The organism is Streptomyces sp. NPDC038200 (genome assembly GCF_055600785.1).
The window spans coordinates 434989-448143 of sequence record NZ_JBVJYH010000003.1; the positions used below are offsets into that span (position 1 = coordinate 434989).

Sequence of the window (13155 nt, forward strand, 5' to 3'; positions counted from 1 at the left end):
GTGTTGTCGGTGGCATGGTCCACCATGGGGCCATGCCTGAACCGACCAGCGCCCCGAGCGGGCCGATTCGCCTCCCCGCCCCCGACGGGGTCGCCCCCGCCGCCCAGTACACCCATGTGGTGACCGCGACCGGCCGGCTCGTCGCGGTCTCCGGACAGCTCGCGCTGGACGCGGACGGCCGGCTCGTCGGGGCGGGCGACCCGGGAGCCCAGGCCCGGCAGGTGTTCGAGAACCTGCGGCGCTGTCTGGCCGCCGCGGGGGCCGGTTTCGAGGACGTGGTGAAGCTGACGTACTTCGTCACGGACATGGCCCACATGCCGGCGATCCGGACGGCCCGCGCCGCCCACATACCCGACGACCGGCTCCCCGCGGCCTCCGCGGTCCAGGTGGCCGCTCTGGTGGCGCCGGAGTTCCTGCTGGAGGTCGAGGCGCTCGCGGTGGTGGCCGGGTGAGCCCCCTGACGGTCCGGGAGATGTCGGCCGCCGACTGCGACCGCGTCTCCGAGATCCGCGTCCGCGGCTGGCAGCACGCCTACCGCGGGCTCGTGCCGCAGTCGTACCTCGACGGGCTCAGCGTCGCGGCGGACGCCGAGCGGCGGCGGGCCCGGTTCGGGCAGGGCGGCGGCACGGTGGGGAACCTGGTGGCCGAGCGGGGCGGCCGGGTTCTCGGCTGGGCGGCGTACGGGCCGTACCGGGACGGCGAGACGCACACCGGCGACGCCGAGCTGTACGCGATCTACGTCGACCCGGCGCACGTCGGCGGCGGAATCGGGCAGGCCCTGCTGGCCGCGTCCGTCGAGCGGTGCTCGGCGCGTCCGCGCATGCTGCTGTGGGTCCTCAAGGACAACGCCCCCGCCCGCCGCTTCTACGAACGCGCGGGGTTCCGGGCCGACGGGGCCGAGGAACCCTTCGAGGCGGACGGGGTGGCCGTGCCCGAGGTGCGGTACGCCAGGAGCCTGCGCGGCTGACCGGCGTCGCTTCCGCCGGTGCCCGGCGGATCCGACCTCGGCCCGGCTGCCGCACGGCGGCCCTTCGACGGCTCGGCCGTCGCACGGCCGACGGCCGTCAGCTCGGCTGCTGCTGCGGGAGCCGCGCCAGCGCGTGCACCGCCGCCTCCGCGAGCGCGGGGTGCGCCAGGGCCTCGTTCAGCACCCGCCGGGCGCGGGCGTCGCCGAGCACGCCCAGCCCCTCCACACAGGCGAGGGCGACCCGCCGGTAGGGGTCGTGCGGGCGCAGCCGCCGCTCCAGGGTGGTGATCAGCGCGGGTACGGCCTCCGGGGCGCGCAGGGCGACCAGCAGCCGTACCGGGTGCAGGGCGTAGGCGACGCGGAGTTCGTTGGTGGCGAGGGCGGCGGCGGCCCGGGCCGTGCGCGGGTCGCCGAGGCGGGCGAGGGCGTGCGCGGCGGAGGCGCAGCGCGGCGGGTCGCGGTGGTTGAGCAGCAGTACCAGGGCCTCGAAGGCGCGCCGGTCGCCCGCGCGGCCGAGGCGGAACGCCGCCAGCTCCCTGGCCCACAGCGGCTGGCCGGGGGCGGTGAGCACCTCCGCCAGTTCCCCGTGGTCGGCGGTGGCCAGCAGGCGGTCGAACGCCGCCGAGCCGCCCGACTCCTGCCGTAAGCGTTCCGTGAGCGATCGCAACTCTTCGTCCACGCGGTCCAGCGTAGGCGGGTCGCGGCGGCCGAGGGAGGTACATCACAAAGTCGGTCCTCTCCGGGGACTGGCGCGCTCGTTACCCGCCGGTTAAGCTCATACGAGCGAGTAACCCTCTCGCATCTCCACCGGCGACGGTTTGGTGACGCAGCCGCCGTCGGGGGTATCTCCCGGTCCTTGATCTCTCCGGGAGAGCAGGTCGGTTCGGTACGCCGTGTGTACCGCAGTACGACCCGGCTTCGGGACAGAGCCGGTCGGAATTCCGCCGCTCCCGGGCGTGTGCACGCCCGTGGCACCGGCAGCACCGGGCGTGTGCGCTCGCAGCCCGGCAACACCCGCACTCCTTCGCACCGTGGTGCGCCCTCCGGCGCACCCGGCGCACTCCTCGTCGTCACCCTCATTCCTGGAGTCCCGCGATGGCCACTCCCCTGTCCGACACCGCCCTGTCCCCGCTGTCCCCGCTCAAGACGATCGCCGTCGTCGGCCTCGGCACCATGGGCACCGGCATCACCGAGGTCCTCGCGAAGGCCGGCCGCGAGGTGATCGGCATCGACGTCAGCGAGGCCCAGGCCGCCCATGCGGTCGCCACCCTGGAGGCCGCCACCGCCCGTGCCGTGGCACGCGGCCGGCTCACCGAGGACGAGCGCGCCGGGGTGCTGGCCCGGGTCCGCACCACCACCGACCTCACCGCGGCGGCCGACGCCGACCTCGTCATCGAGGTGGCCCCGGAGTCGTACGAGGTCAAGCAGCAGATCTTCCGGGAGCTGGACGGCATCGTCCGCCCGGAGACCATCCTCGCGACGGGCACCAACGCGCTGTCCGTGACCCGGCTGGCCGCCGACTCGGCCCACCCCGAGCGCGTGCTCGGCCTGCACTTCTTCAACCCCGCGCCGGCGATGCGCCTGGTGGAGGTCGTCTCCTCGGTGCTGACCTCGCCGCACGCGGTCGCCGCCGTGACCGACCTGGCGATCGAGCTGGGCAAGGAGCCGGTCGCGGTCGGCGACCGTCCCGGCTTCGTCGCGGACGGGCTGCTCTTCGGCTACCTGAACCAGGCCGCCGCGATGTACGAGGCCAAGTACGCCTCCCGCGAGGACATCGACGCCGCCATGCGGCTCGGCTGCGGCCTGCCCATGGGCCCGCTCGCCCTGCTGGACCTGATCGGCGTGGACACCGCGCGCACGGTCCTGGAGGCCATGTACGCCGAGTCCCGGGACCGGCTGCACGCCCCCGCCCCGATCCTCAAGCAGCTCAGCGAGGCGGGCCTGACCGGCCGCAAGGCCGGGCGCGGCTTCTACACCTACGAGGCGCCGGGCAGCGGCACGGTGGTGCCGGACACCCTGACCCCGGCGGCGGGCGGGTCCTCCGCCGCGGGCCGGGAGGTCCGCTCGGTGGGTGTCGCGGGCTCGGGCACCATGGCCTCCGGCATCGCCGAGGTCTTCGCCAAGGCCGGCTACCACGTGGTCCTGGCCGCCCGCAGCGAGGAGAAGGCCCAGGCGGCCAGGGCCCGGATCGGCAAGTCCCTCGCCCGGTCCGTCGACAAGGGCCGGCTGACCGCCGAGGCCGCCGCCGAGACCCTGGAGCGGATCGTCCCGGCGGGCACCTACGACGCCTTCGCCGACGTGGACCTCGCCGTGGAGGCGGTCGCGGAGGACCTGGAGGTCAAGCGGCAGCTGTTCGCCACGCTGGACAAGGTGTGCAAGCCGGGCGCGGTCCTGGCCACCACCACCTCGTCCCTGCCCGTCGTCGCCTGCGCCCGCGCCACCTCGCGCCCGCAGGACGTGATCGGCATGCACTTCTTCAACCCGGCTCCGGCGATGAAGCTGGTCGAGGTGGTCCGCACGGTCCTGACGGCCGACGACGTCCACGCGACCGTCCGCGAGGTCTGCGGAAAGATCAGGAAGCACGCGGTGGACTGCGGCGACCGCGCCGGATTCATCGTCAACGCCCTGCTGTTCCCGTACCTCAACAACGCGATCAAGATGGTGCAGGAGCACTACGCGTCGCTCGACGACATCGACGCGGCGATGAAGCTCGGCGGCGGCTACCCGATGGGCCCGTTCGAACTGCTGGACGTGGTCGGCCTGGACGTCTCGCTCGCCATCGAGCAGGTGCTGCACCGCGAGTTCCGCGACCCGGGTCTCGCCCCGGCGCCGCTGCTGGAGCACCTGGTGGCCGCGGGCTGCCTCGGCCGCAAGACCGGCCGCGGCTTCCGCGAGTATGCCCGCCGCTGACGGCGTCGGCGACTGGTTCCGGACGGAGACGGACTGGGGCGGGCTGCTCGACCCCGCCGGCGCTCCCCCGCCCCCCACGGGCGGGGGACACCCCGGACCTGCGCATCAACCCGCGCGCATGCAGTACGTTCGGGTCATGTCCCAGCCCGCCAAGTCCTCACGTACACCAGCTACGCCCGACGCGCCGGAAAGTGCCGCAGGCAGTCGCGCCGCCGCCCAGCGGCTCAAAATGCGCCGAGAACTGGCGGCTGCAGCCATGGAGCTGTTCGCGACCAAGGGGTACGAGGCCACCACCGTCGACGAGATCGCCGCCGCCGCCGGCGTCGCCCGGCGCACCTTCTTCCGCCACTTCCGCTCCAAGGAAGAGGCGATCTTCCCGGACCACGACGACACACTGATCCGCGCCGAGGCGGTCCTCAACGCCGCGCCCGCGCACGAGCATCCGCTCGACACCGTGTGCCGTGGCATCAAGGAGGTCATGAAGATGTACGCGGCGCGGCCGGAGATCTCGGTCGCCCGCTACAAGCTGACGCGTGAGGTGCCCACCCTGCGCGAGGCCGAGATCGCCTCCGTGGCCCGCTACGAGCGCTTGTTCACCCGCTATCTGCTCGGCCACTTCGACGAGCACGCGCACGCCGACGACGCCAACGACGACCCGCTGCTGGCCGAGGTCGCCGCCTCCGCCGTGGTCACCGCCCACAACCACGTCCTGCGGCGCTGGCTGCGGGCCGGCGGTCAGGGGGACGTGGAGTCCCAGCTGGACCACGCCTTCGCGATCGTGCGCAAGACCTTCGGCAGCGGCATCGGGGCCGGCCGCGGTCCGGCCGCCAAGCCGGCCGCCTCCACCGCCCCGGCGACGGTCTCCGCGCAGGGCGAGGTGCTCGTGACGGTCGCCCGTACCGACGCCCCGCTGGACGAGGTCATGCGGACCATCGAGGAGGCGCTGAAGGAGCGCTGAGCCGCTCCTTCCCGCCCAGCCGGCAGCTTCCCGCTGTGACGACGGCCACCCGCCCGGGTGGCCGTTTTGGCATGTCAGGGACCGTTTTCGAGGAGCTTTCGGGGCCCGTTCGATCGATCATCGCTCATTTGTTACGTAAAGATTTCATCTGAGAGCAAGTTCTGGCACTCAGTGCCTTGTCACCTGACACGCGGTGTCATACGTTGAAGGTGTCCGGGCGGCCGGCGAGCAGAGACCATTCGCTCGCCGGCTGTCCCCGCAAGCTCATGGCCTGCGCGCCCGGACGCCTGCGTCACAGGCAACCTCCCGCGCCACAAAGCGCTGCCGAAGCACCACCGAGCCGAACCGACGGCACACCCTCAAAACCCTCAGCAGCACTCATCGCAGCACCGACGATCCCCCAGCGCCCCTCCCTCAGGGCGCTCACCGCCGGAGGCAACACCGTGACCGTGAAGGACATCCTGGACGCGATCCAGTCGAAGGACGCCACGTCCGCCGACTTCGCCGCCCTGCCGCTCCCCGACTCGTACCGCGCGATCACCGTGCACAAGGACGAGACGGAGATGTTCGCGGGCCTGCAGACCCGCGACAAGGACCCGCGCAAGTCGATCCACCTGGACGAGGTCCCCGTGCCGGAGCTCGGCCCGGGCGAGGCCCTGGTGGCCGTCATGGCCTCCTCGGTCAACTACAACTCGGTGTGGACCTCGATCTTCGAGCCGCTGTCCACGTTCGGGTTCCTGGAGCGCTACGGCCGCACCAACGAGCTGGCCAAGCGCCACGACCTGCCGTACCACATCATCGGCTCCGACCTCGCGGGCGTCGTCCTGCGCACCGGCCCCGGCGTCAACGCCTGGAAGCCCGGTGACGAGGTCGTCGCGCACTGCCTCTCCGTCGAGCTGGAGTCCTCCGACGGCCACAACGACACCATGCTCGACCCCGAGCAGCGGATCTGGGGCTTCGAGACCAACTTCGGCGGCCTGGCCGAGATCGCGCTCGTCAAGTCCAACCAGCTGATGCCGAAGCCGGACCACCTCAGCTGGGAGGAGGCCGCCGCCCCGGGCCTGGTCAACTCCACCGCGTACCGGCAGCTGGTGTCCCGCAACGGCGCCGGCATGAAGCAGGGCGACAACGTCCTGATCTGGGGCGCGAGCGGCGGACTCGGCTCGTACGCGACGCAGTTCGCGCTGGCCGGCGGCGCCAACCCGATCTGTGTCGTCTCCAGCGACCAGAAGGCGGACATCTGCCGGTCCATGGGCGCCGAGGCGATCATCGACCGCAACGCCGAGGGCTACAAGTTCTGGAAGGACGAGAACACCCAGGACCCGAAGGAGTGGAAGCGCTTCGGCAAGCGCATCCGCGAGCTCACCGGCGGCGAGGACATCGACATCGTCTTCGAGCACCCCGGTCGCGAGACCTTCGGCGCGAGCGTCTTCGTCACCCGCAAGGGCGGCACCATCACCACCTGCGCCTCGACCTCGGGCTACATGCACGAGTACGACAACCGGTACCTGTGGATGTCGCTGAAGCGGATCATCGGCTCCCACTTCGCCAACTACCGCGAGGCCTGGGAGGCCAACCGCCTCATCGCCAAGGGCAAGATCCACCCGACCCTGTCGAAGACCTACTCCCTCGAGGACACCGGTCAGGCCGCCTACGACGTGCACCGCAACCTCCACCAGGGCAAGGTCGGCGTGCTGTGCCTCGCCCCCGAGGAGGGCCTGGGTGTGCGCGACGAGGAGATGCGCGCCCGGCACATCGACGCCATCAACCGCTTCCGGAACATCTGAGGCCCGGAGAGTCATAGATGACAGAGCGTCAGAAGGACCGTCCGTGGCTCATGCGGACGTACGCCGGTCACTCCACGGCCGAGGCGTCCAACGAGCTGTACCGGCGCAATCTCGCCAAGGGCCAGACCGGCCTGTCGGTGGCGTTCGACCTGCCGACCCAGACCGGTTACGACTCCGACCACATCCTCGCGCGCGGCGAGGTCGGCCGGGTGGGCGTGCCCGTCGCACACCTCGGTGACATGCGCCGGCTGTTCCAGGACATCCCCCTGGAGCAGATGAACACCTCGATGACGATCAATGCCACCGCCATGTGGCTGCTGGCGCTCTACCAGGTCGTCGCCGAGGAGCAGGGCGCGGACATCACCAAGCTCCAGGGCACGACCCAGAACGACATCGTCAAGGAGTACCTGTCCCGCGGGACGCACGTCTTCCCGCCGGGACCCTCGCTCCGCCTGACGACGGACATGATCGCGTACACGGTCTCCCACATCCCGAAGTGGAACCCGATCAACATCTGCAGCTACCACCTGCAGGAGGCCGGGGCCACGCCGGTGCAGGAGATCGCGTACGCGATGTCCACCGCGATCGCCGTCCTCGACGCCGTCCGCGACTCCGGCCAGGTGCCGCAGGAGCGCATGGGTGACGTCGTCGCCCGTATCTCCTTCTTCGTGAACGCGGGCGTCCGCTTCGTCGAGGAGATGTGCAAGATGCGGGCGTTCGGCCGGATCTGGGACAAGATCACCCGCGACCGGTACGGCATCGAGAACGCCAAGCAGCGCCGCTTCCGCTACGGCGTCCAGGTCAACTCCCTCGGCCTGACCGAGGCGCAGCCGGAGAACAACGTCCAGCGGATCGTGCTGGAGATGCTCGCGGTGACCCTGTCGAAGGACGCCCGCGCGCGTGCCGTGCAGCTGCCCGCCTGGAACGAGGCCCTGGGCCTGCCCCGGCCCTGGGACCAGCAGTGGTCGCTGCGCATCCAGCAGGTGCTCGCCTACGAGAGCGACCTGCTGGAGTACGAGGACATCTTCGAGGGCTCGAAGGTGATCGAGGCGAAGGTGGACCAGCTGGTCGGGGACGTCCTCGCGGAGATCGACCGCATCCAGGAGATGGGCGGCGCGATGGCCGCCGTGGAGTCCGGCTATCTGAAGTCGCAGCTGGTCTCCTCGCACGCCGAGCGCCGGGCCCGGATCGAGTCCGGCGAGGAGAAGATCATCGGTGTCAACATCTTCGAGGGCACCGAGCCGAACCCGCTGACGGCCGACCTGGACACCGCGATCCAGACGGTGGACCCGGCGGTCGAGAACCGGGTGATCGAGTCGCTGCGGCACTGGCGGGACACCCGCTACCAGCCGCCCTTCAACCACCCGCGTCCCTGCAAGGCGCTGGAGCGGCTGAAGGAGGCCGCCAAGGGCACCGACAACCTGATGGAGGCCACGCTGGAGTGCGCCCGCGCCGGGGTCACGACCGGCGAGTGGGCCGGGGCCCTGCGCGAGGTGTTCGGCGAGTACCGGGCGCCCACCGGGGTCTCCTCCGCACCGGTGGCCGTCCCCGCCGAGGCCGGCTCGGCGCTCGCCGAGGTCCGCGCCAAGGTGGACGGCACCGCCCGCGACCTGGGCGTCGGCAAGCTGCGCTTCCTGGTCGGCAAGCCGGGCCTGGACGGGCACTCCAACGGCGCCGAGCAGATCGCGGTCCGCGCCCGGGACGCCGGCTTCGAGGTGGTCTACCAGGGGATCCGGCTGACGCCCGAGCAGATCGTGGACGCGGCCCTGGCCGAGGACGTCCACGCCGTGGGCCTGTCGATCCTGTCGGGCTCGCACGCGCAGCTGGTCCCGGACGTACTCCAGCGGCTGCGTGTGGCAGGTGCCACAGATATACCGGTGATCGCTGGTGGCATCATCCCCAACGGGGACGCGGAGCAGCTCAGGGCCGCCGGAGTGGCTGCCGTCTTCACCCCGAAGGACTTCGACATCACCGGAATCATCGGCCGCATCGTCGACGAGATCCGGAAAGCGAACAAGCTCGACCCCCTGGAGGTCCCCGCATGACGACCGCCCACCCGTCTCCCGCCACCGCCCCTTCCACGAGCGGCTCCGCCGCGCACCCCTTCAACCGCCTTCGCCCGCGGCGCTCCTGCCTGGCCGTACCGGGCAGCAACCCGCGCTTCCTGGAGAAGGCGCAGGGGCTCCCCGCGGACCAGGTCTTCCTCGACCTGGAGGACGCCTGCGCGCCGCTCGCCAAGCCCGGGGCGCGGCACACCATCGTGAAGTTCCTGAACGAGGGCGACTGGACGGGCAAGACACGGGTCGTGCGCGTCAACGACTGGACGACCGAGTGGACGTACCGGGACGTCGTCACGGTCGTCGAGGGCGCCGGCCAGAACCTCGACTGCATCATGCTGCCGAAGGTGCAGAACGCGGAGCAGGTCGTCGCGCTGGACCTGCTGCTGACGCAGATCGAGAAGACCATGGGCTTCGAGGTCGGCAAGATCGGCATCGAGGCGCAGATCGAGAACGCCCAGGGCCTCAACAACGTCAACGCGATCGCGCAGGCCTCCCCGCGGGTCGAGACCATCATCTTCGGCCCGGCCGACTTCATGGCCTCCATCAACATGAAGTCGCTCGTCGTGGGCGAGCAGCCGCCCGGCTACCCGGCGGACGCCTACCACTACATCCTGATGAAGATCCTGATGGCCGCCCGCGCCAACAACCTCCAGGCGATCGACGGCCCCTACCTCCAGATCCGCAACGTCGACGGCTACCGCGAGGTCGCCCGGCGCGCCGCCGCGCTCGGCTTCGACGGCAAGTGGGTGCTGCACCCGGGCCAGGTCGAGGCGTCCAACGAGATCTTCTCGCCCTCCCAGGAGGACTACGACCACGCCGAGCTGATCCTGGACGCGTACGACTACTACACGTCCGAGGCGGGCGGCAAGAAGGGCTCCGCGATGCTCGGCGACGAGATGATCGACGAGGCCAGCCGCAAGATGGCCCTGGTCATCTCCGGCAAGGGCCGCGCCGCCGGCATGCAGCGCACCAGCAAGTTCGAGATCCCGGAGGCCTGAGCGCGATGCAGTTCGGACGCACCTACGAGGAGTTCGAGGTCGGGGCGACGTACAAGCACTGGCCGGGCAAGACGGTCACGGAGTACGACGACCACCTGTTCTGTCTCCTCACCATGAACCACCACCCGCTCCACATGGACACGAACTATGCGGAGAAGACGACGGACTTCGGCAAGAACGTCGTCGTGGGCAACTACATCTACTCCCTCCTGCTCGGCATGTCCGTCCCGGACATCTCCGGCAAGGCGATCGCCAACCTGGAGATCGAGTCGCTCAAGCACGTGGCGCCGACCTTCCACGGCGACACGATCTACGGCGAGACGACCGTGCTGGACAAGTGGCCGTCGAAGTCGAAGAACGACCGCGGCATCGTCTACGTCGAGACCAAGGGCTACAAGCAGGACGGCACCCTGGTGTGCGTCTTCCGCCGCAAGGTCATGGTGCCCACCGAGACGTACATCAAGGAGCGCGGCGGCGAGCAGCCCGGTCGCCCGGAACTCAAGCAGCAGGAGAAGTAGGCCATGGCCCGTCTCGCCCAGACCGCCGGTCTGACCGACGTCCAGCAGGAGATCCTCTCCACCGTCCGGGACTTCGTCGACAAGGAGATCATTCCTGTCGCGACGGAGCTGGAGCACCGCGACGAGTACCCGCAGCAGATCGTCGACGGGCTCAAGGAGCTCGGCCTGTTCGGTCTGATGATCCCGGAGGAGTACGGGGGCCTGGGCGAGTCGCTCCTCACCTACGCGCTGTGCGTGGAGGAGATCGCCCGCGGCTGGATGTCGGTCTCCGGCATCATCAACACGCACTTCATCGTCGCGTACATGCTCAAGCAGCACGGCACGCAGGAGCAGAAGGACCACTTCCTGCCGAGGATGGCGGCCGGCGACATCCGGGGCGCGTTCTCGATGTCGGAGCCGGGCCTGGGCTCCGATGTGTCGGCCATCACGTCGAAGGCGGTCAAGGACGGCGACGAGTACGTCCTGAACGGCCAGAAGATGTGGCTCACGAACGGCGGCACGTCGTCGCTCGTGGCCGTTCTGGTCCGAAGTGACGAAGGACACCCCGAGGGCACGGCGCCCCACAAGTCGATGACGACCTTCCTGGTCGAGAAGGAGCCGGGCTTCGGCGAGGTCCGTCCCGGCCTGACCATCCCGGGCAAGATCGACAAGATGGGCTACAAGGGCGTCGACACCACCGAGCTGATCATGGACGGCCTGCGGATCCCCGCCGACCGGGTGCTCGGCGGGGTGACCGGCCGAGGTTTTTACCAAATGATGGACGGAGTCGAGGTCGGCCGGGTCAACGTGGCGGCGCGCGGCTGCGGTGTCGCCCAGCGCGCCTTCGAGCTGGGTGTCCGGTACGCCCAGCAGCGGCACACGTTCGGCAAGCCGATCGCCCAGCACCAGGCCATCCAGTTCAAGCTCGCCGAAATGGCCACCAAGGTCGAGGCGGCGCATGCAATGATGGTCAACGCGGCACGCAAAAAGGACTCCGGGGAACGAAACGACCTTGAAGCAGGGATGGCGAAGTACCTCGCCTCCGAGTACTGCAAGGAGGTCGTGGAGGATGCCTTCCGGATCCACGGCGGCTACGGCTTCTCCAAGGAGTACGAGATCGAGCGCCTCTACCGGGAGGCCCCGATGCTGCTGATCGGTGAAGGTACCGCCGAGATCCAGAAAATGATCATCGGGCGCAGACTGCTCGAAGAGTATCGATTCCAGAGCTGATTGTCCGGGTACGGGGTGTTTTCTTCGAGAAGAAGATCACACCCCGTAGACGGTCTTCAGCCGCCGACTCGGCTTCCTGGCTTGCCCAGTTGTAGCCCACGACCGGTACGATCCCCGGAAAGCCGCCGTCCCCCGATCAGAGCGCGGCATCATCCGCTACGAAGGTCATCCATGCCCCACAGCCAAACCTCTGCACACCGCGACAGCCTGGTAGGCGCACGCCTCGCGCGCGGAGCATCGCCGTGGCTTCTCCCGACCGTCGCCACCGCAGCCCTCAGCCTGGCCCGCGCCCGCCGCTCCGGCGTGGCCAAGGCCGTCGCCGTGCCCGCCACCGCGCTCGCGGCGGGCATGCTGTGGTTCTTCCGCGACCCCGAGCGTGAGATCGCCCCGGGCCGGGTCATCTCGCCGGCCGACGGTGTGGTGCAGAGCATCATGCCGTGGAAGGACGGGCGTACCCGCGTCGCGATCTTCATGAGCCCGCTCAACGTCCACGTCAACCGGGCGCCCCTGTCGGGCACGGTGACGTCGGTCGAGCACATCCCCGGCGGCTTTGTTCCGGCTTTCAACAAGGAGAGCGAGAACAACGAGCGCGTAGTCTGGCACTTCGACACCGAACTCGGCGACATCGAGATGATCCAGATCGCCGGCGCGGTGGCCCGCCGCATCGTGCCCTACATCCCGGAGGGGACGAAGGTCGAGCAGGGCGACCGCATCGGTCTGATCCGCTTCGGCTCGCGTGTCGACCTCTACCTGCCCGAAGGCGTGGAGGTCGCGGTCGAGGTCGGTCAGAAGACCGTGGCTGGGGTGACTCGCATTGACCGTGATTGATCCGGAGACCCAGGCCGGCTGGGTGCCCGAGGCCGACGATGTGGACGAAGAGGAGGAGATGCCCCTCTCTCTCCGCCTGTCGATAGCGGACACCCTCACCCTGGGCAACGCCACGTGCGGCTTCATGGCGGTGTACTTCACCACCACCGGCATCCTGATCCCGCACCTCACCGGCAGCCAGGAGTCCGGCATGGCCCGCCACAGCGCGGCCACGGCGGTCATCCTGATGCTCTGCGCGGCCGTGTTCGACCTGTTCGACGGACTGGTGGCGAGGAAGCTGCGCTCCTCCCCCATGGGCGCCGAGCTGGACAACCTGTCCGACCTGATCAGCTTCGGCCTGGCGCCCGCGTACTTCGTCCTCGTCTACGGCATGGTCGCGGACGACGCGCACCAGCGGGTGGCGGCGGTGGGAGCCATCGTGGTGCTGCTGGCGGTGGTGCTGAGACTGGCCCGCTTCTCCTGCGTGACGATGAAGGACGGCATGTTCCAGGGCATGCCCTCGCCGTTCGGCGCGCTGACGGTCGTCTCGATCGTGCTGCTGGAGCTGCCGTTCGTGGCGACGCTGCTGGCGATCCTGGGGACGGCCTGGCTGATGGTGAGCCGGGTCGAGTACCCGAAGCCGCGGGGCCGCCTCGCCGGCGCGATGCTCACCTGGATCGTGCTGTCGATGGGCCTCCTGGCCGCCTGGGCCTTCGAAGCCCCGAGCGGTCAGCTGCTGCTCCAGACGGGGTGCGCGCTGCAGCTGGTGATGGGCGCGGTGATTCCGCTGTTCGCCACGGCCCGGCGCGTGAACAACTTCCGTGACAACCGCCGTGAGGCGCGGGCGGCGCAGCTGCCGTAGCACGGCGCGGAGGCGTACGACGAGGGCCCCGGACCCGGGATGGGTTCGGGGCCCTTCTCCATGCCCGCCCCCTGGTCTC

The 13155-nt window shown here is 70.1% G+C and carries 12 protein-coding genes; 11 read left to right on the forward strand and 1 reads right to left on the reverse strand.

Annotated features, from left to right (window positions below; genetic code table 11):
- Nucleotides 1-32: 32 nt before the first annotated feature.
- The gene (locus ACZ7KF_RS09345; protein ID WP_471070664.1) at nt 33-452 is read left to right on the forward strand and encodes a RidA family protein; all 420 of its coding nucleotides are present in this window, start codon (nt 33-35) and stop codon (nt 450-452) included.
- Complete coding sequence (locus tag ACZ7KF_RS09350; protein WP_471070667.1) at nt 449-967, forward strand: GNAT family N-acetyltransferase; 519 nt, start codon at nt 449-451, stop codon at nt 965-967. The genes ACZ7KF_RS09345 and ACZ7KF_RS09350 overlap by 4 nt, the downstream gene beginning before the upstream one ends.
- A gap of 97 nt (nt 968-1064) precedes the next feature.
- On the opposite strand, the gene ACZ7KF_RS09355 is transcribed toward ACZ7KF_RS09350, so the two are convergent.
- Entirely contained in the window at nt 1065-1646 is a 582-nt protein-coding gene (locus ACZ7KF_RS09355) for an adenylosuccinate lyase (RefSeq protein WP_471070669.1), read from the reverse strand.
- 416 nt (nt 1647-2062) lie between these two features.
- Between ACZ7KF_RS09355 and ACZ7KF_RS09360 the strand changes: the two genes are divergently transcribed.
- The 9 genes from ACZ7KF_RS09360 to pssA all read left to right on the forward strand — a co-directional run bounded on the left by ACZ7KF_RS09360 (nt 2063) and on the right by pssA (nt 13076).
- Nucleotides 2063-3877 (forward strand): 3-hydroxyacyl-CoA dehydrogenase family protein, encoded by a 1815-nt coding sequence (locus tag ACZ7KF_RS09360; RefSeq protein ID WP_471070672.1) that lies wholly within the window; start codon nt 2063-2065, stop codon nt 3875-3877.
- Nucleotides 3878-4013: 136 nt separating this feature from the next.
- On the forward strand, nt 4014-4835 hold the full coding sequence (locus tag ACZ7KF_RS09365) for a TetR family transcriptional regulator (RefSeq protein ID WP_471070675.1): 822 nt from the start codon (nt 4014-4016) through the stop codon (nt 4833-4835).
- A gap of 449 nt (nt 4836-5284) precedes the next feature.
- Nucleotides 5285-6622: a crotonyl-CoA carboxylase/reductase gene (gene ccrA / locus ACZ7KF_RS09370; protein ID WP_471070971.1), complete on the forward strand. Its 1338-nt coding sequence runs from the start codon at nt 5285-5287 to the stop codon at nt 6620-6622.
- A 17-nt stretch (nt 6623-6639) separates the two neighbouring features.
- A complete protein-coding gene (locus tag ACZ7KF_RS09375) occupies nt 6640-8667 on the forward strand; it encodes a protein meaA (RefSeq protein ID WP_471070678.1) in 2028 nt (675 codons plus the stop codon).
- Nucleotides 8664-9680 carry an HpcH/HpaI aldolase/citrate lyase family protein gene (locus ACZ7KF_RS09380; protein ID WP_471070681.1) on the forward strand — a complete coding sequence of 339 codons (1017 nt, stop codon included), beginning with the start codon at nt 8664-8666 and terminating at the stop codon, nt 9678-9680. The genes ACZ7KF_RS09375 and ACZ7KF_RS09380 overlap by 4 nt, the downstream gene beginning before the upstream one ends.
- A gap of 5 nt (nt 9681-9685) precedes the next feature.
- Nucleotides 9686-10198, forward strand: coding sequence for a MaoC family dehydratase (locus ACZ7KF_RS09385; RefSeq protein ID WP_019757884.1), 513 nt, complete (start codon nt 9686-9688; stop codon nt 10196-10198).
- 3 nt (nt 10199-10201) lie between these two features.
- A complete protein-coding gene (locus tag ACZ7KF_RS09390; protein WP_471070684.1) occupies nt 10202-11407 on the forward strand; it encodes an acyl-CoA dehydrogenase family protein in 1206 nt (401 codons plus the stop codon).
- A gap of 171 nt (nt 11408-11578) precedes the next feature.
- Nucleotides 11579-12235 carry a phosphatidylserine decarboxylase gene (locus ACZ7KF_RS09395; RefSeq protein ID WP_471070685.1) on the forward strand — a complete coding sequence of 219 codons (657 nt, stop codon included), beginning with the start codon at nt 11579-11581 and terminating at the stop codon, nt 12233-12235.
- Between the two features lie 22 nt (nt 12236-12257).
- Nucleotides 12258-13076 carry a CDP-diacylglycerol--serine O-phosphatidyltransferase gene (gene pssA, locus ACZ7KF_RS09400; protein WP_471070973.1) on the forward strand — a complete coding sequence of 273 codons (819 nt, stop codon included), beginning with the start codon at nt 12258-12260 and terminating at the stop codon, nt 13074-13076.
- Nucleotides 13077-13155: the final 79 nt, after the last annotated feature.